This window comes from Sphingobacterium sp. NGMCC 1.201703 (genome assembly GCF_047784615.1).
In the GTDB taxonomy this organism is placed as follows: domain Bacteria; phylum Bacteroidota; class Bacteroidia; order Sphingobacteriales; family Sphingobacteriaceae; genus Sphingobacterium.
Window position 1 is genome coordinate 778,059 of record NZ_JBLOHD010000001.1, and the last position, 23,698, is coordinate 801,756.

Genomic DNA, 23,698 nt, shown 5'->3' on the forward strand with positions numbered 1-23,698 from the left:
AAAATAAAATTTTAAAATATTTGCAATTTTATTCCTAAATATTTTGATATATTTGAATTGTATTACCGATTGTAAATTTAATATTCATGCTTATGTTTATTGAAAATAAACAACAAATGGATATGATTAGACAGAGTGCACGAGATTTTGCACAGTATCATATCAAACCTTATGTGATGGAATGGGATGAAGCCCAAATATTTCCAATAGAAGTTTTTAAAAAATTAGGTGAACATGGTTTCATGGGCGTTATCGTTCCCGAGGAATACGGAGGTTCGGGCCTGGGTTATCAGGAGTATATCACCGTTCTGGATGAAATCTCCAAAGTTTGTGGATCGATCGGACTTTCGGTGGCGGCACATAACTCATTATGTACCAATCATATTTTGAGTTTTGCTAATGAAGAACAGAAGAAACGCTATCTTCCGAAACTGGCTACTGCGGAATGGATTGGTGCTTGGGGCCTCACGGAGACTGGCTCAGGCTCGGATGCCGGTGGTATGACCACCTTTGCTGAAAGGGATGGGGATTATTATGTACTGAATGGTTCGAAGAATTTTATTACACATGCCATTAGTTCGAGTGTCGCTGTTGTGATCGCTCGGACGGGGCAAAAGGGTGATAAAAAAGGAATGTCTGCTTTTATCGTTGAAAAAGGTACACCGGGATTTACTGCAGGAAAAAAAGAAAATAAACTGGGTATGCGTGCTTCGGAGACGGCATGTTTATTTTTTGATAACTGTAGGATTCATCGTGACCAGCTCATTGGGGAGGAAGGTCAAGGATTTGTACAGGCCCTAAAGCTTTTGGATGGCGGAAGAATCTCCATTGCGGCCCTTTCTTTGGGAATTGCGCGCGGCGCTTATGAATGTGCACTAAAATACGCGCATGAAAGAGAACAGTTTGGGAAGAAGATTTATGATTTTCAGGCGGTTTCATTTGCCTTGGCAGATATGGCTACCCAAGTGGAGGCGAGTGAGCTATTGACTCGTCAGGCGGGTTATCTCAAAGATCATGGTGAGCGCGTGTCCAAAATTGGCGCAATGGCCAAACTGTATGCTTCTGAAGCGGCTGTAAGTGTTTCAAATGAATCTGTGCAGATTTTTGGTGGATATGGCTTTACAAAAGACTATCCTGCGGAAAAGTTCTTTCGTGATGCCAAATTATGTACAATAGGTGAGGGAACCTCCAGTATACAGAAGATGGTGATTGCCCGCGAAATTGAAAAAGATATTTTATAGTATAATATGAGAGATCAGGTTGTATTGGTCGATTGTCCACGAGATGCCATTCAAGGGCTGCATAATTTTATTTCAACAGATAAGAAGGTTAAGCATATCAATACGTTGATAGCAAGTGGTTTATTTGATGTGATTGACTTTGGTTCTTTTGTTTCTCCAAAGGCGGTTCCGCAATTGGCAGACACAAAAGAAGTCCTGAATGGTATTTTGAAGAATGATCGGGTAAAGTTATTGGCAATTGTCGCCAATCTGAGGGGTGTTCAAGAAGCTGTTCAGTTGGAGAAAATAGATTTTATAGGTTATCCATTTTCTATATCAGAAACCTTTCAGTTGCGCAATACGAATAGGGGACTGGATGATTCTTATCAGCAATTGAAGGAAATGAAAACCCTGGCTGATAGCTATGGTAAGACATTAGTGGTGTATCTTAGCATGGCTTTTGGTAATCCTTATGGTGACCCCTGGTCGGTAGATCTAGTCGAAGAATGGATCGATCGGCTAATGCAGCTTGGTGTGGTTGAATTTTCTCTGGCGGATACAACTTCAGAGGCAAATGTCGGACAGATTGCTGAGCTCTTCGGTCTTGTACAGGTACGTTATCCGCAGCTCGCTATCGGGGCGCATTTTCATGCAAGGCGAGAGGATAGCCTAGCAAAGGTTCAGGCTGCCTACGATGCAGGTTGCCGTAAGTTTGAAGGTGCATTATTGGGCTATGGTGGATGTCCATTTGCCAAAGATGATTTGGTCGGAAATATTCCATCGGAAGTTTTGCTGGATTTTTTCGGTAGGGGGAGTTTGGCGGAAAAGATGACCTTGGAGGAGAGCTTTAGACAGATGATCTTGTAGATAGAATAAATGGAAAAATTGAATTTCATAAAGGTACAACGCGAACAGCATGTGTTTATATTGACGCTGGCGCGATCGGAGAAAAGGAATGCTTTTAGTCCTGCCATGGTGAGTGAGATTGCTTATGCTTTGGCAATAGCCGATGCGGATCCGGAGGTTCGTCTGATACAGGTTGAAGCGGAAGGACCGGTATTTTGTGCCGGAATGGATCTGAAAGCTTTTGAAGATCCTTCGGTTGACGAAATTAATCCTCGGATTCCCAAAGTCGAAAAATCGCTTGCCGAATTGTTTGCTGATTTAAATAAGCCGTCAATATGTGTTGTTCGAGGCGATGTGATTGCAGGTGGCTTTCTAATTGCCTTATCCTGTACTTATTTGTTAGCTACGCCACAGGTGCGATTTTCATTGCCGGAAGTCAAGATCGGCCTTTTTCCTTTTCAAGTATTGGCCTTGCTTCTGGAATATATGCCCGAACGGAAAGCAATGGATCTTTGTATTCAAGGTAGGTCTTTCTCTGCGGAAGAGGCGCTGGAAAAGGAGTTGCTTTATGCAATTTTAGAGCCAGAGGAGGTTAAATTGGATGCATTGAAAAGAACAATTGTAGCGAATGCGCCTCTGGCTATCTCAAGGGGCTTTGGCGCGCTTCGTAGATTAAAAGATGGTGCATTAACGGATAAATATCCATTTCTTTTGGATGAGCTTGCTAAACTTCGTCAGACAGCTGACTTCAAAGAAGGGATGGCGGCAATGCGCGATAAACGAAAAGGGGAGTGGAAGAATAACTAATCAAAAAGAACGGAAGCTTGGTCTACTGGTCAATGGAGAAAATTCCCAGGGAATGGAACTTAAGATGATCAGTAAAGCGAGACCAAACCAAATGAGTAAAATTTTGAAACGTCGATCATCTGTATCGGCGTTTTTGCTTTTTAGGCTACCGATAAGCAGAAAGATTGCGGCAAGAATCATCATGCTGCTATGCTCCATTCCGAAAAAACGGATCTGTCGTAAGTGTACGGCTGTGTCGAAATGTGTCAGAAAATATTGTGTGATCGGACTTAATGTATAGAGTATAATACCCATTAATGCTTGCATATAAAAAGCAATAATGACCGCCTTTTTTAAGAAATTATCGATAGGGGTGAAGGGGAGTCTCTTCTTTTTTTGATAAGCAAAACGGAATAAACTAACTATAAAAATGATCAAAACAACCCATCGCCAGGTGGAATGTAATGCTAAAATAAAGGCGTAAATAGAAGTCATAGCGATACAAAGATGGACATAAAATACATTAAAAAATACTTCAGTCGGTTGATTATTGTGACGACAGCGAAGCAGAGTCGGGTTAAAAATGATTGCTAAGTGCTATCGTCGAATTGGAAGATGTAAGAAATATCGTTTTGAATTTAATGTGATTTTTTAGTTTATGTAATATTATCATAGATCTGATTATTAATTTTTTATGATTTTAACATGCTTGATATTAACTTATGGTTAATTGGCTTATTAGCGCTACAGATGCAGTTTTTGACCAGATTGTAGGTGGTAGGCAGCTCAAAAAGGAGCTGATGAATACCGATTTTAATTGACTTTACTATGTAGTCTCATAATGTGTGTTTTTTTGATGCTTTTTAAACGATCTGAGGAGTTTTTGAAGTACTGCCGTGTCTTTCTGTTATCCCAACGAAAAAGTGTCTGTAATGTGCTGATTTTAGTTTTTTTTGTAATGGAGATGGTTTTAAATATGCACTAAAAATAATGCATGATGACTTGTTTATTCCATTATGAATTTCATAATTTGTTTATTTAATTATCTTTTTATCAGTTGTATATGTCTTTTATATAAACTTATTGTTTGTTGTTATTTCTGATTTTTAGCATTACGATCAGTTACCGAGCTGGTGACCAGCTAACCTTTAAAAGCGAAAAACAGTTTAATTTTTTTTACATATTTTTTGGAATCATCGAGGATTAGTATCTATATTAGTGTATTAATTAAATAATACAGTAGTATGATTGCTATCCAAAATCTAAATTTCAGTTATAGTAAGTCCAGACCACTCTTTCTTCAAATGGACCTCAGCTTGAAGCAAGGGCATATCTATGGATTGCTTGGAAAGAATGGCGCGGGTAAGTCTACCTTGCTAAAAAATATTGCCGGCTTGGTATATCCAGTTTCTGGGCTGGTTGAAGTCTTGGGACACAATCCAGCACGACGGGAGCCTTCTTTGTTGCGGGAGATCAGTTTTATTCCGGAGGAATTTTATTTGCCTGCGGTAAAATCTGAGCAATTTTTAAAAGCCAACGCGGGGTTTTATCCCAATTTTGACCGGGAATACTTCTACCGCTTGATTAAGGAGTTTGAAATCCCGGTAGAACAAAAATTGGCGGAGATGAGCTATGGGCAGAAAAAGAAATACATTATTTCGTTTGGTTTGGCTTCTAATACGAAAATCATCATTATGGATGAGCCCACGAATGGTTTAGACATCCCTTCGAAAGTGCAGTTTCGTAAAATTATGGCTTCGGCCATCACGGATGACCGTTGCGTAATCATCTCAACCCATCAGGTGCGTGATCTAGATAATCTGATTGATGCAGTTATTTTACTTGATGAACATAAGGTGGCATTGAACGCATCTGTTAATTTGATCACGGATAAGCTATGTTTCAAAAAGACGAAGGAGCTGTCTTTTGATGTCCTGCATGCAGAGGAGGCGCTTGGAGGCTTCAATGTGATTCTTCCAAATACACTAGCGGAAGATTCCAAATTGGATCTGGAGTTGTTGTTCAATGCTGTTTTGCAACAAAAAGAAAAAATTACAAATCTCATTAAAGTCGATGAATATGTCAAACCTGTTTAATACTACACGTTTTTTTGCACTGATCCGTAGGCAATGGGTCGGTTTTGGACGGATATATCTGATGTCAATAGGTGTGATCGCAGGTGTAATCTTTTGTTTTTACGCTTTCAACGTGGGGACCGATTATGATCGTCTTCAAAATGATTCTGCACATGCTTATTCGATATTGAATTTTAGATCGCCTTTATTCTGTGTATTGGGATTGTTCTTTGTGACGGTAATCTCGAGTAGTTATTTTGCTGATCTGGGGCGCAAGACTAGAGCAATTTTTGAACTGATGATACCGGCGTCGCAGTTGGAAAAATTTATGGTCGGTATTTTTTATACGATGATCGTGGGGATCAGTTCGTATCTGCTGATTTATTACCTGATCGATTTAGCCTTTGTGTCGTATTTGAGGAGTTTTGGCCCTTCCATTAGAACGGAGGTCAATGAGCTTGGTGAGCAGGTTACGGTAGAGTTCTGGCAATATTTTTTTAGTGTGGACTATCCAAGCGGCGCATATTACGCCTGTTTTTTACCTTTTGTATTGAATGCTATATTTTTAATGGGAGGAATTATTTTTAAAGGTTATCAATATATTAAGACCGCAATCTCATTGTTGCTTTATTGTGTGGTCTGGATGTCTTTTTTTGTGTATCTCATGAAAACGCAAACGGAAAATACAGTGGGCCGTATGGATGACAATTATTGGTCAGATTCAAATCACATCTTCGGACTAATTACAGTAACGGGGATAGTGCTCACATTGATATTCTGGGGGATTGCCTTTTTAAGGTTAAAAGAGAAGGAGATTTAATATGGAATTTAATGCCAACAAAGCGATTTATCTACAGATTGCGGAATATGTATGTGATCATATTTTAATGGAAACCTGGAAAACGAACGACAAATTACCATCGGTACGGGAGCTGGCAGTTCAATTGGAGGTTAATCCGAATACAGTGATGAGGACTTATGATATGCTGCAACAGAAGGAGATTATCACAAATAAACGCGGAATTGGTTTTTTCTTGACCGCGGATTCTGTCCGGAACGTTAAATCTCACCGGAAGATGGTTTTTTTGGAAGAGGATCTTCCCTTGTTCTTTCGGAATATTTATTTATTGGAAATTGGTCTAACTGAATTGGAGCAACGTTACAGACAGTTTGTTGAACAGAATTTTAATCAAAATGAATCATGAAATTAAGTACTAAATTATTGATAGGGCTCGCTATAATCCTTTTTGTTGTTCCGACATTGGTAGCCTCATATTTTGTTCGGATCAATAGGGTAGATGCAAACGTTTACAATGCAAATGTAGAAAAGGAGGTGTCAAACCCTGGCGCGGCGGATGTTTATTTTCGGTCGTTTCCTGTTGGGAAATTTGATGAATTGCAAATCCTTGGTTCAGATGCTAGGGGAATAAATTTACATGTGGTGAAAAGTGATAAGTTTATGGTGAAGGTAAATAAGAGTCAGGCGGATTTTGTAAAGACGAAGATAGATGCGGATGGTGTGCTCGCGCTGGATTTTTTAGAGGGCGGTGATAAGTATTATAAGTCGGTCTATATTTTTGCACCTGATCTGAAAAGCATAAAATTGAAGAAAGCGGGTATAAACGAGTTTTCCGCAAAACTTGATGAATTCACAATCATTGGTGATAGTGTTGAAAATTTTTCTTTAAGTGGAGAGACGGCTATCAATACACTCAATTTGATTTTGACAAATTCGCATATAGATGATTTTGGATACCGTGACGATAAAAATACTGCGCCTGTCAGTCATTTACGCGTTGATATCACAAATACCAATCTTGGGCTACCGCGGGTGGATTACAAAACCGCTGATATTCTAGCTAAGAATTCGGAGGTCTATTTTAATAGAAAAGGGGATAAATCTAGAGTCGATGTTTTAGATATCAAAACGGAAGGTGTGTCTTCTGTTAGGCTTGATAGTTTACAATGGAATACATTGAAGGGGCGTTTGTCAAATGATACAAAAATTGATTTACCGGTCCATGCATTGCGTAATCTGATCAAGTAGTCTTCGGTATTGATTATTGATTGCCAAGATCTCGTGGACAATTATTTGCTATGTAAGGAGCTCAAAATTCCATTTATTGGAATTTTGAGCTCCTTTGTCTATCATGATCTAAGGGGTAATCAACGCTGCGATCTGTTGATCACTTGTGACACCGGGTTCCAGTGCAATCAGTTTAAAATTACGGAAATGAATCTCAGACCCTTCGGATTCGAGACAGAGATAACCTTTTTTTACAGATGAATTGCGTATCCCGTTGACAAATTTTCCGTTGACGGCTAATTTGATCGTGCCATCAATACATACGATTGTATATTTGTTCCATTCGCCCTTTCCCTTAGCCCTGTTTTCTATGGATTTGCTCCGTGTGCCGCGAGGGGTGTCTGGTATTGTCGTGACCCCACCTACTCCAAATAATTCGCCGTGTACGTAGGCAATTGGCGCTTGCTTACCATCAATATGATTCTGATTTACCCAGTCCAATTCAAGCATTTGCACTTCTACTCCTCCAGGTAGTCTTCCGGCTGGATCAGGTTTGGCGTCTGACCAAACGAAAATTCCTGAATTGCCGCCAGCGTATTGATGGTTCCATTCAACATGGATAATAAAGTTTTCGTACTGTTTTGCAGAACGCACCACACCAATTGGTTTTCCCTTGCAAATAAGATTACGGTTCTCCATGCGCCATGTGTCAGGGTCTGTGTTGACATTGATCCAATGAATTTTTTCTGGTTTTTTCTTGTTTAATATCCAGTCATTCCATTGGACTTCGTGTCCAAAATTGAATAAAGTATTTTCTTGGGCAAGGAGGTTACTATTGTTGAGCACTAAAATGCCGAAAATGCAATAAATAAGTCTTTTCATAAGGTTTTAGATCTTAGCTAAATTTTGTCTTTCCGGGTGTAGCAATAGGAGGTCCATCTATGTTGAGCTCCCAGTTGTAAGACGATAACTCAGGGCCAAGACTTTCTTTCGAATTTATTACTTGATCAAAGGTTAGGTTTTGACCTGTATAGCCAGCCATGCGCGCCCAAATAGCGAGTAGTGTACTATTGGTCATCCAATCGCCATCATTGATCGGTTTGTTGCTTCTGATTGCAGCGAACAGCTCGTCATGTTGCGTTTGGTACATGTTGTTTTTTGCTCCGGTGTAATTCCAGTCCGTTTTCCCAGTTATTGTATGTTTACCTCCAATGATAACTTCAGCCACACCTTCTGAACCTAACATGCTCACAGAGTTTCTAGGGGTGGCTCCAGCTTGTTGTCGACAGAAGTGTGTACCGATAGCTCCATTTGCATATTTAAATTCTATCGCAAAGTGGTCATAGATATTTCCATATTTTGGATCTACACGGACTTGCCTGCCTCCTGTACCCATCGCTGAAATAGGCATGATGTCACCCATTGCCCAAGACATCATATCCAAACTGTGAACGGCCTGTTCTACTATAAAGTCACCTGAAAGCCAATTGTAATAAAACCAGTTTCTCATTTGTTGGGTCATTTTATTCCATTCTGGACGAGGTTCGATATAGGTCGCTTCGCCGCCATAGCGAAATGTACTCACAGATCTTACTTGGCCTATTGCACCCTCTAAAACTTTAGTAAATGTAGCTCGGTTTGGAAGATCGTAACGGAAGCAGAAGCCAGAAACAAGTGATAAGTTTAAATCTTTTGCTTTTTTTACCGATTCCAATACACTGTGCAGTCCCGGTACATCAACAGCCATGGGTTTTTCACAAAAGATATGTTTTTTTGCGTTAACGGCAGCTTTTAAATGCAGTGGTCTAAACGCTGGTGGAGAGGTGAGCAGTACCACATCTACATCATTATTAATGACTTTTTCAAAGGCATCAAAACCTAAGAACTTGTTTTTTTTGTCAACTTTTACCTGTTTAGGGCGAACTTCCATCAAAGCGGCATAAGATTCGTCCATACGGTCCTGGAAAACATCTGCCATAGCAGTGATCTGACAGTTTGGATCAGCCTGCAAGGCCTGGATGGCAGCACCTGTACCTCTGCCGCCACAGCCTATAAGTCCGACCTTAATGATTTGATCTTTTGATTGGCTTGTAAAAGATAACAAGGAGGAAGTTGGAAGGGAACTTCCGAGGGCAATAATGCCAGATTTTTTTAGGAATGATCGCCTTGAGTTTTGTGCTGAATGGTTATCGGAATCGAATGACATATTGAAATTTATGTTTATAAATGAATATAATGGTATTAAATTGTTGACGGTCGTAATATCTTTTTTGTATTGATCCAAAAAAGATTACCGATTATCTGGGAAATACAGAAGTTGATTTTCGATGCTCAATCTTACAGTCTAGAAAATAAGTTTCAAATTCGAAATAATTCTTTTTATTTCTCTTTTTTAACATTTCGAGCAGTAGCTCTACAGATTTATCTGCCATAAGACGTGTGGGTTGGGTGATCGTTGTCAACGATGGGTTTAAGCTATTTGCAAAGGGTGTGTTGCTGAAGCCGATTAAATTCATATTTTCCGGAATTTTTACCGCTAGCTTGTTTAATATATGTAATACTTTTAGCGACAAGGTGTCCGTTGTCGATAGAAGTGCATCTGGAGGTTGTGAACTATTTAGTAATCCACTTATTTTTCTTTCGAGTTCTTCGTCAATGTCATCTTTTGGGCTTGAGTACGATATTTCTACAATATTTTGCTCGTTATAGGGAATAGAGCAATTGAAAAGTGCATCTCTGTACCCTTTAATTCTGCTCGCATTCCCCCCTATATCTTTACATAGCAGTAAAATAATGTTTTTGCGGCCATTTTTTATCATTTCTTCTGTAGCCTGATAGATTACTTTATTATTTTGGATACCAATTTTAAAGGTGTCTAGTTGATGATTTATCCTGTCAAAAATAATAATCGGACAGATCTGATCCATAATATACATCAACAGGGATAAACTGGAATCATTTTTTACAGGTGAAATGATGATACCATCAATATTACTTTGCACACAGAGTTCTAAGGCCTCTTTTTCTTTTTTTTCATCGTTGAACGTCTGGAGTAATATGAGCTGGTAATTTGTTTTGGATAATGTAAGGGAGATTTCTTCGTAGAAATCAAAGAAAAATGAACTTGAAATAAAAGGGACGATAATAGCCAACGTATTTGAACGCCCCGTTTTCAGGCTTTTGGCTGAAAAGTTAGGGATGTAGTTGATTTTCTGTGTATAGGCTAAAATCATTTTTTTTGTTTCCGCACTGATCTCATGACTATCATTAAGCGCTTTGGAAATAGTTCCCGGTGAAAGGTTTAATTGCTTTCCAATCTCTTTTAAGGTAACTCTTTTCATGTTCTCTTTCCTCTCCTTTTATTTTCTCATTATTCATGTGCAATCCGCTATTGAAATAGGGATTAAAATGTTTTATGAATGCTGCTTTGCAGGTTTAATTGTATTCAGATGATGAATTATTAAATTATAAAGATAAGATAAAAAAAAGTTTTTCAAATGGAGTTTGCAAAAACGACAGTAATTGCATGTAAAAGCTTATTTACCGGTGTTTGGAGTGAATGGCTAGGAAAAAGGAAAAAGCAGTAAAATGAATAGCGGATCTAGAATCTTTCAGTTTTCATGAAAGATTCCGTTCCGTATATTATTTTGATCCGCCGAAAAGCTTACTGATTAGCCAGATGACAAGCGCAACGACAACAACAACGATGAGTATACCTGTCCAAACACCCGCTTTAAAAATACTCTCTATCACGGAGCAACTGGTCATTAATAAAAGTGTACTTGACATCAAGGAGAAAAGCGCTATTTTTTTCATAATATATCTATTAATTATTTGTTTCTATGTAATAACGACAATTTAAAATGTAAATAGTTTTCAATATATTAATATCGCGCGAATAGTTCGCTTTTTCGGTTTATATACACTTTACATCATCAGTAGAGAGAGGTAGCTGCCCAGCAAAAATAAAGCGATGAGGGCTTGAGGCCGATCGTAAGAGCGGAACTTTTAATTTGGGACAGCTCCGAATTGTTGAGATTGCGTTCCAATTAAAATAAGAGAATCAGAGAATGTGGTAAAGTCAGATCGAAGCAGCTAATAGTAAGCTATAATAATTGAACTGATCGCTAGGTATAATCCGTTTTTTGTCCATGCAATAGAGTGATTTGATAAAAAGGAGCGGGTGCATTTTGCCGATTAAGTCAGCGTATGTTCGATTATATGGAAAGACCACTGCTTTTCTAAAGGCATGGACTATTTTATGTTTTGCTGATATATTTATTTCGATATTCCTTCGGTGATATGCCCATTACCTTGGCGAATAAGCGGGAGAAATAATAAGGGTCTTCAATACCTAACTGATAGGCAATTTCTTTTATTCGCATTGAAGTGAACTGTAGGTATTGACAGGCTTTCTGAATCTTGAGATGATTGAAATACTCTATCGGTGAAAAGCCGGTTTTCTTTTTGAACAAAAAAGCATAGTGAGACATGGAAATATGTACATGTGCGGAAATATCCTGGAGTGAAAGTATAGATGACATATGCTGCTGCATGTACAAGATAGATTGGTGAATGACATCAGTTTCATGTTCTTCTGAAGAGGTTTCATTAAAAATAGAGTCAAAGAGAAATGAAGACAGAAAATGCAACAACAGCATATTGACATAACTAAGATTGTCATGGCTGTAGCCCCGCTCTAGGTGTTTATATAATTCGTTAAAAAGATCAACCCGGTGCTCATTATAGGGCAGGCGGCCAAAGTAAGTTCCAGTTCGCTGAAAATAAGTCTGTATAAAAGCATCGGCAGTTTGGCCTTTAAAGTGAATCCAGTAAATTGACCATGGATTATTTTCGTCCGCAGCATAACAGTTGGCCTCTCCAGCTGGAATGATAAAGAAATCACCAGGATTAATTAGAAATTTTTTATTTCCCACCTCGGCCCAGCCAAATCCTTCTATATTATAGATCAGAATATGTTGGTCTTATTCCTTGCACACGCATTCTATAATGGAATTTGGCTTTCGGGTAATAGCCGATATCTGTCAGGTATGCTCCAGCTATGAGTGGGTTACGGCTGCAGTACTTAGAAAGAATAGTTCGGGGAAGTACTATAGCCCGTTGGCCATCAAATCCATCTTTTTTCTTTTCCGTCATCGGGATTAGGTTATCGTAAAATAATCCATCTTTATAAAATATCCGTCCATGTTTTACGCAAACGTTTGTTTTTAGCTTTACATCGAACCTAAGTTCAACTTTAACCAAACTTTGTAAACGTATGAATTTTTTTCTATCAAAACGAACAGTTGGGATAAAGCCATTAAAAGTGCTATCAGGCTTGGTCTTATTATTCCCGCTGTCACCCATCGCCCTACATGCGGAAGTCAACCGGCCTGTCCGTTTCGCGGATAAATGGCGCGCAGACAGCCTCACTGTTCAAGGAAAGATCACAGACCATCTAGGTACGCCGTTATCGGGAGCCACCGTATTATTAAAAGGTACAAAGATAGGTTCAGTATCCAATGCACAAGGTCGGTATACTATTAAACTGCCAAGAACAGAAGGTATTTTGGTCTTCAAATTTATAGGCTATACCGAGAAAGAGGAAGCTGTGGGAGGGAGGTCCATGATCGATGTTACATTAGCCGCCGATGATTCAAAGCTCAAGGAGGTCATTGTTGTAGGCTATACGACCAAGGATAAGGCTTCCGTTACAGGTTCCATTTCCCAGATCGACAGCAAAGCGTTTGAGTCCCGGCCCTTGGTGAATGCCTCTAGTGCTCTACAAGGAGCCATTTCGGGTTTAACTGTGGTGCGGAGCAGCGGACAGCCAGGGCGGCAAGGTTACGATCTGCAGATTAGAGGTTTTTCTTCTGTGAACGGAAATAAGCCATTGGTACTGATCGATGGGGTGAATGGGGATATTTATAGTCTGAACCCAAATGATATCGCAAGTGTTACCGTATTAAAAGATGCTGCCGCATCTATTTACGGTGCGCGGGCAGCTGATGGAGTGGTGCTAATTACTACGAAAAAAGGCGCAAAAGGTATTCCGCAGGTGAGTTATTCCGGAAATTTTGGAATTAAAACACCGGACTTTCTCAAGAAAGTAACATCAACCCTACAGTTTGCCGAAATGACGGATGAATCCCTGAAGAATGTGGGACTAGACGGTCTGCCTGCCGGAGTAATGGATAAGATTAAACAAGGTGCGGCCCCTGATCCCAAAACAGGTTGGGTAACTTACCTACAGGACTATCCAGGATTTTATACAGATAATGACTGGAATAAAATTGTCTATGGAAATGCCATACAGCAGAACCATAATCTGAGTGTGAACGGAGGAGGTGAAAACAGTTCTTATTTGTTTTCTGCTGGTTATACGAATGACAACGGAGTGTTCAATTACGGAAAAAACTATACCAACCGTTATAACCTTCGCATGAACTACGACTTTAAGCTGTTGGACAAAATCAATGTACAGACCAGAAACAGTTACAGTAATGATATTATCCATGAGCCTTCTTCGATTGCGGATGTAATGCATAATATACCACGGATTTTCAATTTTGTGCCCTTAAGAAATCCTCTTGGACAGTATTATACTTATCAGGGGTATGTAAATCCTGCACAGGAATTAGAAGAAGGCGGTAAGCGACAGACAAATTCTTCTGGGTTTGCTTTTAATGTGAAGGCTGATGTAGAGCTGTTAAAAGGATTGAGGCTGACGGGTCAGGTGGGAGTGACCAATAATAATTACTATGATAATGGCAATTATAGAACTTTTACTGAGTACAATTATGAAGGAGGTTTGCAGGGGTATAGGAACCCGCTAAATTCAGCCTATTACACCAGTAACAGAAATATTTATAGATCTTATACTGGTTTTCTGGAATATGCCAGGACTTTCGGCGAGCATAATTTCAATTTGATGGCTGGTACTTCTTTTGAAAAGTATACCGATCTAGGCCAGTCAGTGAGCGCATCCAACTTTCCAGGAAATGAAATCTTTACCCTCGGACTGGCCGATCAAACCAAAGCTGATTATACAAGCCTAAGTGGTTATGATACCGATAGGGCATTAGACTCTTATTTCAGTAGGTTGAGTTATACGTTCAAAAATAAATTGTTTCTGGATGCTACTCTCCGCATAGACGGAAGTTCTAAGTTCGCACCAGACCAGCGATGGAGCGCAGTATTTCCGGCCGTTTCGGCCGCTTATAATCTAGGTCAGGAAAAATTCATTAAGTCATTAAGTTTTATAGATAACCTGAAATTCAGGGCATCTTGGGGTAAAGCAGGTAATCAGGAGATCGGTGCTTTTGGGAACTATGGTTATATTCCCCTTGTTACCATTAGCGGGGGCTATCCTCTTGGGCTTCCAAATGCCAAATTACCAGGGGCAGTTTCTGGAATTGCGTCAACGACCAGGACATGGGAAACGATTGAAACCACCAACTTCGGACTTGATTTTGGTTTTATGGATAACCGTTTGACTGGAAGTTTCGATGTTTACGATAAACAGAACAGGAATATGTTGGTGAATGTACAGGTGCCGGTTACCCTCGGTGGAACACCCCCTAGCCAAAATCTTGGGCACTTGGTTACGCGAGGTTTTGACCTTTCACTTGGCTGGAAGGACCAAGTCGGTAAATTTAGATATAGCGTGACCGGTATCCTCAATGATAGTAAGAACAAACTTGTGGAGCTAAAAGGAAATGACGTGTTAAAGCAGGGGTTGAACTTTGCGCACCAGGGTTATTCCTTGAATAGTTATTTTGGATATGAAGCTGTGGGCATTATTCAGAATGCGGAACAATTGGCTGAATATAAGAAACTAGGAGGTATTCCCTCTAATATTGGACTGGGCGATATGATGTATAAAGACGTGGATGGAGATGGAAAGATCACTGCTTATGGTGATCCGGTCAAGGGTTCGAAAGGGGATATGGTAAATCTAGGTAGTATTTTGCCAAGATATACTTTCTCTCTAAATTTTAATCTGGCCTATTCCAATTTTGATCTATCGTTGATGCTGCAAGGTGTTGGGAAACAGGTGAATATAAGGGATGGTTCTTTTGCGGTTCCTATGAGTGCAATTTACTTTCAACCTTTGGAATATTTCTATAATAAATCATGGACCCCAGAGCATACAGATGCCAAGTATCCCCGTTTGATTCCGGGTTCAGTAGGTTTTGACAATTTGCTGAATTACAACTGGCAATACTCTTCCATGCGGGTAAATGCCCTCTCTTATCTTAGAGTCAAGGTGATTACACTAGGGTATAACGTTCCTGAAGTTTTCTGTAGACGTCTACGCCTGAATGGTATCCGTTTATATGTTAGCGGCCAAGATCTGTTTACCTTCTCTAAAGGTACTTGGGGGCGTTCTTTTGATCCGGAAGAGGGCTATCAGAACTCAAACGAGGTAACTTATCCTTTTACAAGGGTGAGTTCTGTGGGCCTGAATATTAAATTTTAAGAATCTATTCAAAAAGATATTGTCATGAAACATTTTTCTATACTATTACTATGTGGCCTGCTCATGACCAGTTGTAAAAAGACACTGGACTTAAAGCCAAAGGACACGCTTTCCGATGTCACTTTCTATAAAACTGCCGCAGATTTTAAACTAGGAGCCAATGGCCTGTACAATTCGCTTGTTGGTTTTAATTTCAGCGATACAGAATCTGATATTGCTTTCAATGTGGCGAATGCCATCAGTGATGGTGATTATTTGCCTCCAGATGTATCTTCGACTTGGACGAATGCTTATTATTATATCCGCAACGCCAATAATATTATTGCCAAAGGTGAAGGATTGACTGATCCTGGCATTAAAAACTATGTTGCAGAAGCCAAGTTTTTTCGGGCTTACAATTATTGGCTCTTATTTCGTCTATATGGCGGTGTACCATTGATTACCAAAGTGCTTGATGTGAATGATCCCGATCTGTATACTGCAAGATCCGAACGAAAGGAAACGGTAGATTTTATATTGAAGGATCTTAGCGATGCAGTAGCAGACCTGCCTGTCAAGAGTGCACTTTCGGTATCGGATGTGGGACGAATTACTAAAGGTACCGCAGAATCCTTAAAAGCAAGGATTGCTTTATTTGAAGGTACATGGCAGAAATTCAGGAATGGTAATGGTCTTGATTATCTAAATATGGCTATTACTGCGGCGGAGCATGTCATCAATAGTGGTGAATATGCATTGTTTACTGGTAAAGGAGCCCAGAGTTACCGGTATCTTTTTATTGAGGAAGGGGACGATTCAAAGGAAAGCATATTGGATCGCCGATATGAAGTCAATATTTCTGGACAGCAATATCCTTATTCTGTGGTAGGTACAGTTTGCTACCTGGCGACTAAGAAGCTGGCGGATATGTATTTGTGTAAAGACGGACTGCCGATAACAAAATCCGGTCAGTTTAACGGCTACCAGACGGTCAGTTCCGAGTTTGATAACCGGGATCCAAGAATGACCATGACTTTACTGATTCCCGGTACTCCTATTATCGAAGTTTTCAACCCGGTCGTTCCTGTTGTAAACTGGCCTAATTCACCACAGCGTAATGCCAATACTGGTTACATCACCTACAAATACCTTTCAGAAAATGTATATGGGAATACTAACAATGGGGATAATTTCGGTTATGACTGTCATATTATCCGATATGCGGAAGTATTGCTGAGCTATGCAGAGGCGCTATATGAAAAGAATGGTAAGCTGTCTGATGCTGAACTTGACAAAACAGTAAACCTGTTGCGTGCCAGAGCGGGCATGCCAGCATTGAAAAATGAATTTTTAACTGCCAATGGGTTGGATATGAGAACAGAGATAAGAAGGGAGCGGAATGTGGAGTTCGCGCTAGAGGGCTTTCGCTATGATGATATCAGGCGTTGGAAAACAGCTGAAAGTGAAATGATTCAGGATATTAAAGGGATAAAGATCAAAGGCTCGGCATGGCAGAATATTGCGCCATATAATGGCGCAGGCTTTCAAGCCAGAACTGATGCGAATGGTTTTCTGATCGTTCAACCTGCTTCGGCAAGAAAATTTGATCCTGATAAACATTATTTACGGCCTTTGCCAACCAGGGAGGTTGCTTTATATAATGGGAAGCTTTTACAAAATCCGGGCTGGTAAAATTAGGTTTTGAGGTTGTAAACAAGAAAAGCTAATCGTTTGATTAGCTTTTCTTTTGTGATCCCGCTGGGATTCGAACCCAGGACCCATACATTAAAAGTGTATTGCTCTACCAGCTGAGCTACGGAATCCTTTCTGTTTTTGAAAGTGATGCAAAGGTAGAATTTCTTTCGATACACTCCAAATAATTGGCTTTTAAATTTGCTTAATTGATCTTAACTGTCTAATAAATAAAAAGATTAATTTTTTTAGGCTTTTTTCTTCGCATGGATTATCCGGTCAGCACCATGGATATCTTTAATCAGTTGTACTTGTTGGAAGCCTTTTTTCTCGATAAGATCCTTCGTTTCGAAACCTAAATATTGATTAATTTCGAAATAGAGATCGCCATCAGGGACTAAATGTTTTAATGCAAAAGATGAAATCACGTCATAAAAGATCAATGGTGCACTTTCTTCAATGAACAAAGCGAGTTCAGGTTCGTAATCTAATACATTTTGCTGCATCTGCTGTTTTTCTTTTGGGGTGATATAAGGGGGATTAGAAACAATAATATCGTATTGTTGGTCTGAAAATATGTAATCCCACTCTAAAATATCTGCATTTATGAAATGTACAGGTTGCCCTAGCCGCTGGGCGTTTTTTTGAGCCGTATGAATGGCTTCTTTGGAAATATCCACTGTGGTCACCTTTGCCTCATTCAAGTATTTTGATAGGATAATAGGAATGCAACCTGAACCTGTTCCGATATCAATAACCTTCAACCCAGATGAATCGGTATGTGTTTTTATAATTAAATCAACTAATTCCTCTGTTTCTTGTCTTGGTATCAAAACCGATTCATTGACTTCAAATAACTCACCATAAAAATCTGCTCTATTTAAGATATATTGTATGGGCCTGCTTTTTTTGAGATCCTGTAGAATATCCAGAAAGCGAACAGAATCCGTTTCTGAGACTGAATCGCCTTTATTCAGCTGGTAAGCTATTCTTTTTATACCCAATAGTTCTTCCACGACAAGTAGAAATATAGATTTTATTTCGTCATTGTCATATATGGACTTTAATTCACGCTGAAACGATAATTCGAAATCTTGAAGTATTCTCATGCGTCAAAGGTACGATTTTCATAGATTTGCATTATGAATATGCACAGGCAATATATGCAACGCTGTTTGGATCTCGCTCAGCTAGGAGCAGGATCTGTCAGTCCAAACCCCATGGTGGGTGCAGTTATCGTTCATGATGACCAAATTTTAGGCGAGGGATATACTTCTCCTTACGGCGGTCCGCATGCTGAAGTTAACGCCGTAAGTCAGGTGTTGGACAGGTATGGTGATAGGGCAAAGGAATTATTGGCTGCAAGTACATTTTATGTGAGCCTTGAGCCCTGTGCACATTATGGTAAAACTCCACCTTGTGCGAATATGATTGCTGATCTAAAACCAAAGAAAGTTTTTGTAGCTTGTTTGGATCCTTATGCGAAGGTCAATGGGAAAGGTATTGAAATATTAAAAGAGGCTGGTATTGAAGTTGAAATTGGGCTTTTGGAGAAAGAGGCGATCTGGCTCAACCGCCGTTTTTTTACACGAATTAGCCAACACCGCCCCTATGTTATTTTAAAATGGGCCCAATCTAAAGATGGCTTAATAGGCCAAGAGGATAAGCAGGTTTGGATTAGTAACGCCGCTAGTCAGCAACTGACTCATCGTTGGCGCGCAGAAGAGGATGCAATTTTAGTGGGGACAAATACTGCCCGGATTGACAATCCCAGTTTGACCGTTAGGCATTGGAAAGGTAAACATCCAATCCGTGTGTTGATAGATCGAGATCTGGTCATTTCACCGGAGGCTAAAATTTTTGATGAACAAGCCGATACCATTGTGTTTAATGGTACAAAAACAGATTGGCAAGGCCGTATTAAGCATATTGAGCTTGAAAACTATGGCCTATATTTACCACAGAGCATCCTTTATCAATTGTATCTGATGGATGTGCAGTCTATTATCATTGAGGGAGGAGCTAAAACTTTACAAACATTTATTGATGCCGGTCTCTGGGATGAAGCGCGGGTATTTCAATCTGAGTCAGAATTGCATACTGGTGTACCAGCTCCAAAATTGAATGCAAGAGTTCTTGAAAAAAAGATGATTTCCAATGATTTGCTTGTGGTTTATGTGAAATGATTCCGATAAATTGTATATTTAGGAAATTATAAACCTTTGATCTACAGGATCTAATTTTTTAGTATACAATCTATGGTGGTTACAGAAAACTTAATGCAGTTTATCTGGAAACTACGGCTATTCAATCCAATAGGATTGCGATCTAGTGATGGAGAGCCGTTGACCGTGATAAACCTTGGTCAGCATAACCTGAATGCAGGACCTGATTTTTTAATGTCTCATATCATACTGGGAGATAGGGTATGGTATGGAAATATTGAAATTCATATTCGTTCGTCGGACTGGGATCGGCATCATCATCAAGATGATACTGCTTATAATAATGTCATACTTCATGTTGTTTGGGTAAATGATAAAGTCATACAGCGCAGTGATGGAACTGTTATTCCAACCATGCTGCTTTCGGAATATGTAGATCCCCATTTACTTGATAAGTATTCGATGATGATGAATACCAACAGCTGGATTCCTTGTCAGCCGCAGCTTAGTTCCGTTGATTCGGTAAAGAAAACGATGTGGTTGGATGCCTTATCTTATGAGCGTTTGGAAATGAAAGTTCAGGCGATCTTTGGCTTGTTGGCTGACTATGGAAATGATTGGGAGAAGGTTTTCTGGATCTGGATGTGTAGGTGCATGGGCCTAAAGGTGAATACAGAGACATTTCATGAGCTAGGGGAGAAGCTTCCATTGCCCTTATTACATAAATATCGTTCGGATATATTGAAGATCGAGGCGATTTTTTTTGGAACGGCGGGGTTTTTACCCGGTGAAGGAGATGACGAATATGTGAATTTACGCTATAGAGAGTTTATTTATCAGCAGCGTGTTCATGAAATTGCCGTGGTAAATGGAGGATGGAAAAAGTTGAGAATGAGACCTTATAATTTTCCTGAGATTCGCATCGCGCAGTTGGTCGCATTGTTTAGTCAGAAATCATTGAGTCTTTCAACGATTTTATGTTTGGAGAATTTGGAGGATGCACGATTGTTGTTTGGTATAGGACCGTTAAATGAATACTGGAAGTATCGTTTTTCATTAGGAGGAAAGGCGTCCATTGAACATTCAGGGAAAATAGGAAAAGGTACCATTGATGTCCTCCTTATTAACGTAGTTGTGCTCTTTCTTTTTGCTTATGGGAAGTATTATGGGATAGAGAAATATATCGACAGAGCTATCTACTTTATGGAGAGTCTACCAGCCGAAAAAAATACAATCATAAAACGTTTTGAAGCATTTGAATGGGTTGCAGAAAATGCTTCTCAAAGCCAGGCTATATTGCAGTTGAAGAAATTATATTGCGACAAGAAGCAATGCCTTCATTGTAGGATTGGTGCCGAAATTTTGAGAAGTGGTTAGTTCGCCAGTATTTCTGCGATTTCTTTATACCCTTTTTCAGAAGCGAGATCCGCCGGAGCCAGTCCTGTCAGGTTGACAATTTTGGTATCCGCGCCAAATTCCAATAAGGCTACAATGAAATCAATATTTCCGTGCTGGGCGGCAAAATGTAAAGCCGTTTCACCTGTTGCCTGGATAGCATTGACATCAGCATCGGCTTCAATAAGCATTTTGCCGATTTCCTCGTTATTATTGGATGCGGCAATATGCAAGGGATAGGTGAGCTGTTCGTTTCTACTGGCTATATTCGGGTTTACTTTTTTGGACAGTAATAGACGGACGATATCAGCTTTGTTGAAATAAGTTGCCAGTAACAAAGGCGTAAAACCATGGGACGACCATTCGTTGACAACGGATGGAGCTTGATGGATAATAGCTTCTACATATGACGTTAACCCTGCAGCACAAGCCTCATGGATAGTCATTGTTTTGGTATGCTGTAGCAGGATTCGGACAATTTGTGGTTTGTTATAATAACATGCTAATAATAGGGGGGAAATATCATGACTGGTCGTCTCTTGTAATAATTCGGGGTTTTTAATCAATAATAGATCGATGTCATGACTTTTACCCTCTTCGATATATTGCTCTAAAACAGAAAGGCTCATTTTTCAAATATAATTGCGTAACTCTTCCACTAAAATAAGTTTTATTAATGAAAAATAATCGTTTGGATAAGGAATTTATTTACTGAATTTGGAGGTCAAAGAATGGCGGAAAAGTATCGAGGATATAAAATTGAATAATAATCAACATGCGAATCCTGCTGAAATAGGCATTTTTTTAAAATTTATATACACAAATGTGTAGTAATTCATATATTATTTTTGAAAATTAAAAAGTAGATGTACTTTTGTTAAGCCCCTCCCAAGGGCATGTTTTTCATAGGTAGATGTAGGGTCGGGTGTTTCTCACTTCGACCCTTTTTTTATAGCTTTGTTTTATATTTAAAAGAAATGTCCAAAAGAAAGATTGTTGTTGCTATTACTGGAGCGAGTGGCTCTATATATGCGAAGTTGTTGCTGGAAAAACTGAATTCGCTAAGATCGCAGATCGCAGAGGTTGGTATTGTGATGTCAAATAATGCGAAGGATGTATGGCGAGCCGAATTGGGTGATGAGAGCTATCAGGATGTACCTTTTAAATTCTATGATAAAAATGATTTTTTTGCTCCCTTTGCATCAGGTTCAGCGCGTTTCGATACAATGATAGTTTGTCCCTGTTCTATGGGAACCTTATCAAGAATTGCCTATGGAACTTCGTCAGATCTGACTACCCGAGCAGCGGATGTCATGTTGAAGGAGAGGCGAAAGCTTATTTTGGTTACACGTGAGACGCCTTTAAGTATTATCCATATTCAGAATATGAAACTTGTCACTGAGGCGGGAGGGGTCATTTGTCCAGCTTCTCCGTCATTCTATAGCTTACCCAAAACATTGGAGGAGTTGGCTGAGACAGTGGTCGATCGAATTTTGAGTTTGGCCGGATTTGATTTTAAACATTATCAATGGGGAGAAAACTCCTAGTGAATGTTTGCTGAAATCTATTTTTAGTGTTCTATAATAAAATTGTATTTTGTAACTTTGTTTCTCGAAATGAAGCAATCAAAGGCATCACGCGAAAACTCTGTTTATAGCTATACAATCTATAGTGATAAATCTTTTTTTTGTTTGCCATTACAAAACACCCTATATGCTTCAACAGACAATTTGTATCCTATTAATTTCAATCACATTCATATATGAAAAGCTTATTGATTACTTCTGTTAAAGTAATTTTGCCTGGTAACGAACATCATCAGCAGACTGTTGACATATTCATCGAAAAAGGAAAGATTGCACAGATTGGAAATATCATCAAAGTAGCTGATAAAAACGTAGAGACCATCGATGGAACGGGTAAGCTGTTATCGCCCGGATTTTTCGATTTACATGCCAATTTTGGGGAGCCGGGTTTAGAGACAAAAGAAGATATCCAAACTGGGACAGCTGCCGCTGCTGCTGGTGGTTTTACTGCCGTTGCGGTGATGCCTAATACCGAACCGGCAATTCAGAGCCGGTCTGAAGTTGCGCTTGTCGTCAATGCGGCAAAAGGAAATATTGTCGATGTACATCCTATTGGTGCAATTAGCAAGAAGCGGGAAGGTAAAGAAATGGCCGAGCTCTATGATATGAAACAGAATGGTGCCGTAGCTTTCAGTGATGGAAATAAAAGTGTGCAACAAGCGGGCTTAATGAGCCGAGCGTTGTTGTATGCCAAAGGATTTGAAGGACTGATCTTTTCACATGCCGAAGACGAGTCTATGGCAGGCGGAAATAAAATGAATGAGGGAACGATGAGCACCTATTTAGGAATGAAAGGAATTCCCAATCTCGCAGAATCATTAATGGTGTCCCGTGATCTATATCTTGCTGAATACACGGAAGCTCCAATACATTTTGCTTCAATCAGTACACCTGAAGCTGTTGATCTAATCAAGAAGGCAAAAGCAAAAGGGCTTCGGGTAACTTGTGATGTGGCGGCTCATCAGTTGGTTTTTACGGATGAAGATATCCTAGGTTTTGATAGCAACTATAAAGTTAGCCCGCCGTTAAGAACTAAATCTGATGCCAAAGCGCTTATAAAAGGCGTAAAGGATGGTGTAATAGATGCGGTAGTATCGCAACATACGCCACAGGAGATAGAATTTAAAAATGTTGAATTTCATATCGCAAAAAATGGTATTATAGGATTACAAACCGTATTACCTTTGTTGGTTCGTGCTGGATTAAACGAAGAGCAAATTGTAAACAGTCTTTCGGTTAGACCAAGACAAATTCTTGGTTTGCCGGTTCCGGAAATTAAAATAGGAGCAATGGCAAATCTTGTATTGTTCGATCTTGCGAAATCCTGGAATTTCGATGAAAAGACAAATAAATCAAAATCAAAAAACTCTCCACTATTCGGACAGGCACTAAAGGGGGCTGTCGAATTGGTCATCAATAATAATCAAATCATTAAAAACGATTAAA

22 protein-coding genes and 1 tRNA gene are annotated in these 23,698 nt (G+C 39.5%); 13 read left to right on the forward strand and 10 right to left on the reverse strand.

Annotated features, from left to right (window positions below; genetic code table 11):
- Positions 1-92: 92 nt before the first annotated feature.
- Genes ACK8HY_RS03115 through ACK8HY_RS03125 form a run of 3 tightly spaced genes read left to right on the forward strand, consistent with a single transcriptional unit; the run spans position 93 to position 2,873 of the window.
- On the forward strand, positions 93-1,241 hold the full coding sequence (locus ACK8HY_RS03115) for an acyl-CoA dehydrogenase family protein (RefSeq protein WP_077435440.1): 1,149 nt from the start codon (positions 93-95) through the stop codon (positions 1,239-1,241).
- Positions 1,242-1,247: 6 nt separating this feature from the next.
- The gene (locus tag ACK8HY_RS03120; protein ID WP_416132748.1) at positions 1,248-2,087 is read left to right on the forward strand and encodes a hydroxymethylglutaryl-CoA lyase; all 840 of its coding nucleotides are present in this window, start codon (positions 1,248-1,250) and stop codon (positions 2,085-2,087) included.
- Positions 2,088-2,096: 9 nt separating this feature from the next.
- On the forward strand, positions 2,097-2,873 hold the full coding sequence (locus tag ACK8HY_RS03125; RefSeq protein WP_416132749.1) for an enoyl-CoA hydratase/isomerase family protein: 777 nt from the start codon (positions 2,097-2,099) through the stop codon (positions 2,871-2,873).
- Here ACK8HY_RS03125 and ACK8HY_RS03130 read toward each other — a convergent pair whose 3' ends face one another.
- Positions 2,874-3,347 carry a hypothetical protein gene (locus ACK8HY_RS03130; RefSeq protein ID WP_416132750.1) on the reverse strand — a complete coding sequence of 158 codons (474 nt, stop codon included), beginning with the start codon at positions 3,345-3,347 and terminating at the stop codon, positions 2,874-2,876.
- Between the two features lie 749 nt (positions 3,348-4,096).
- Between ACK8HY_RS03130 and ACK8HY_RS03135 the strand changes: the two genes are divergently transcribed.
- The 4 genes from ACK8HY_RS03135 to ACK8HY_RS03150 are packed head-to-tail and all read left to right on the forward strand — an operon-like array spanning position 4,097 to position 6,974.
- Positions 4,097-4,948, forward strand: coding sequence for an ATP-binding cassette domain-containing protein (locus ACK8HY_RS03135; protein ID WP_416132751.1), 852 nt, complete (start codon positions 4,097-4,099; stop codon positions 4,946-4,948).
- Complete coding sequence (locus ACK8HY_RS03140) at positions 4,932-5,747, forward strand: hypothetical protein (RefSeq protein WP_416132752.1); 816 nt, start codon at positions 4,932-4,934, stop codon at positions 5,745-5,747. The genes ACK8HY_RS03135 and ACK8HY_RS03140 overlap by 17 nt, the downstream gene beginning before the upstream one ends.
- Before the next feature lies 1 nt (position 5,748).
- Positions 5,749-6,132 (forward strand): GntR family transcriptional regulator, encoded by a 384-nt coding sequence (locus ACK8HY_RS03145; protein WP_416132753.1) that lies wholly within the window; start codon positions 5,749-5,751, stop codon positions 6,130-6,132.
- Positions 6,129-6,974, forward strand: a complete 846-nt coding sequence (locus ACK8HY_RS03150) for a hypothetical protein (RefSeq protein ID WP_416132754.1) — start codon at positions 6,129-6,131, stop codon at positions 6,972-6,974. Before ACK8HY_RS03145 ends, ACK8HY_RS03150 begins: the two co-directional genes overlap by 4 nt.
- A 108-nt stretch (positions 6,975-7,082) precedes the next feature.
- On the opposite strand, the gene ACK8HY_RS03155 is transcribed toward ACK8HY_RS03150, so the two are convergent.
- The 6 genes from ACK8HY_RS03155 to ACK8HY_RS03180 form a co-directional block, all read right to left on the reverse strand.
- Positions 7,083-7,835 (reverse strand): DUF1080 domain-containing protein, encoded by a 753-nt coding sequence (locus ACK8HY_RS03155; RefSeq protein ID WP_416132755.1) that lies wholly within the window; start codon positions 7,833-7,835, stop codon positions 7,083-7,085.
- Between the two features lie 13 nt (positions 7,836-7,848).
- Complete coding sequence (locus tag ACK8HY_RS03160; protein ID WP_416132756.1) at positions 7,849-9,159, reverse strand: Gfo/Idh/MocA family protein; 1,311 nt, start codon at positions 9,157-9,159, stop codon at positions 7,849-7,851.
- 91 nt (positions 9,160-9,250) lie between these two features.
- Entirely contained in the window at positions 9,251-10,294 is a 1,044-nt protein-coding gene (locus ACK8HY_RS03165) for a LacI family DNA-binding transcriptional regulator (protein WP_416132757.1), read from the reverse strand.
- A 301-nt stretch (positions 10,295-10,595) separates the two neighbouring features.
- Positions 10,596-10,769: a hypothetical protein gene (locus ACK8HY_RS03170; protein ID WP_175992006.1), complete on the reverse strand. Its 174-nt coding sequence runs from the start codon at positions 10,767-10,769 to the stop codon at positions 10,596-10,598.
- A 443-nt stretch (positions 10,770-11,212) separates the two neighbouring features.
- The gene (locus tag ACK8HY_RS03175) at positions 11,213-11,890 is read right to left on the reverse strand and encodes a helix-turn-helix domain-containing protein (RefSeq protein ID WP_416132758.1); all 678 of its coding nucleotides are present in this window, start codon (positions 11,888-11,890) and stop codon (positions 11,213-11,215) included.
- Between the two features lie 25 nt (positions 11,891-11,915).
- A complete protein-coding gene (locus ACK8HY_RS03180) occupies positions 11,916-12,110 on the reverse strand; it encodes a hypothetical protein (RefSeq protein WP_416132759.1) in 195 nt (64 codons plus the stop codon).
- Positions 12,111-12,231: 121 nt separating this feature from the next.
- On the opposite strand from ACK8HY_RS03180, the gene ACK8HY_RS03185 reads away from it, so the two are divergent.
- A complete protein-coding gene (locus ACK8HY_RS03185; protein WP_416132760.1) occupies positions 12,232-15,435 on the forward strand; it encodes a SusC/RagA family TonB-linked outer membrane protein in 3,204 nt (1,067 codons plus the stop codon).
- 24 nt (positions 15,436-15,459) lie between these two features.
- Complete coding sequence (locus ACK8HY_RS03190) at positions 15,460-17,106, forward strand: RagB/SusD family nutrient uptake outer membrane protein (protein ID WP_077435416.1); 1,647 nt, start codon at positions 15,460-15,462, stop codon at positions 17,104-17,106.
- Between the two features lie 58 nt (positions 17,107-17,164).
- On the opposite strand, the gene ACK8HY_RS03195 is transcribed toward ACK8HY_RS03190, so the two are convergent.
- Positions 17,165-17,237, reverse strand: a tRNA-Lys gene (locus ACK8HY_RS03195).
- Between the two features lie 117 nt (positions 17,238-17,354).
- Positions 17,355-18,215: a peptide chain release factor N(5)-glutamine methyltransferase gene (prmC, locus tag ACK8HY_RS03200; protein WP_416132761.1), complete on the reverse strand. Its 861-nt coding sequence runs from the start codon at positions 18,213-18,215 to the stop codon at positions 17,355-17,357.
- A gap of 33 nt (positions 18,216-18,248) precedes the next feature.
- Between prmC and ribD the strand changes: the two genes are divergently transcribed.
- Positions 18,249-19,292, forward strand: a complete 1,044-nt coding sequence (gene ribD, locus ACK8HY_RS03205; RefSeq protein WP_416132762.1) for a bifunctional diaminohydroxyphosphoribosylaminopyrimidine deaminase/5-amino-6-(5-phosphoribosylamino)uracil reductase RibD — start codon at positions 18,249-18,251, stop codon at positions 19,290-19,292.
- Between the two features lie 72 nt (positions 19,293-19,364).
- Entirely contained in the window at positions 19,365-20,648 is a 1,284-nt protein-coding gene (locus ACK8HY_RS03210) for a DUF2851 family protein (protein WP_077435410.1), read from the forward strand.
- Here ACK8HY_RS03210 and ACK8HY_RS03215 read toward each other — a convergent pair.
- Positions 20,645-21,295, reverse strand: a complete 651-nt coding sequence (locus ACK8HY_RS03215; protein WP_416132763.1) for an ankyrin repeat domain-containing protein — start codon at positions 21,293-21,295, stop codon at positions 20,645-20,647. The genes ACK8HY_RS03210 and ACK8HY_RS03215 overlap by 4 nt on opposite strands.
- Before the next feature lie 348 nt (positions 21,296-21,643).
- Between ACK8HY_RS03215 and ACK8HY_RS03220 the strand changes: the two genes are divergently transcribed.
- Both ACK8HY_RS03220 and ACK8HY_RS03225 read left to right on the forward strand, forming a co-directional pair.
- On the forward strand, positions 21,644-22,213 hold the full coding sequence (locus tag ACK8HY_RS03220; RefSeq protein ID WP_077435406.1) for a UbiX family flavin prenyltransferase: 570 nt from the start codon (positions 21,644-21,646) through the stop codon (positions 22,211-22,213).
- 215 nt (positions 22,214-22,428) lie between these two features.
- Positions 22,429-23,697 carry a dihydroorotase gene (locus ACK8HY_RS03225; protein WP_416132764.1) on the forward strand — a complete coding sequence of 423 codons (1,269 nt, stop codon included), beginning with the start codon at positions 22,429-22,431 and terminating at the stop codon, positions 23,695-23,697.
- Position 23,698 lies beyond the last annotated feature (1 nt).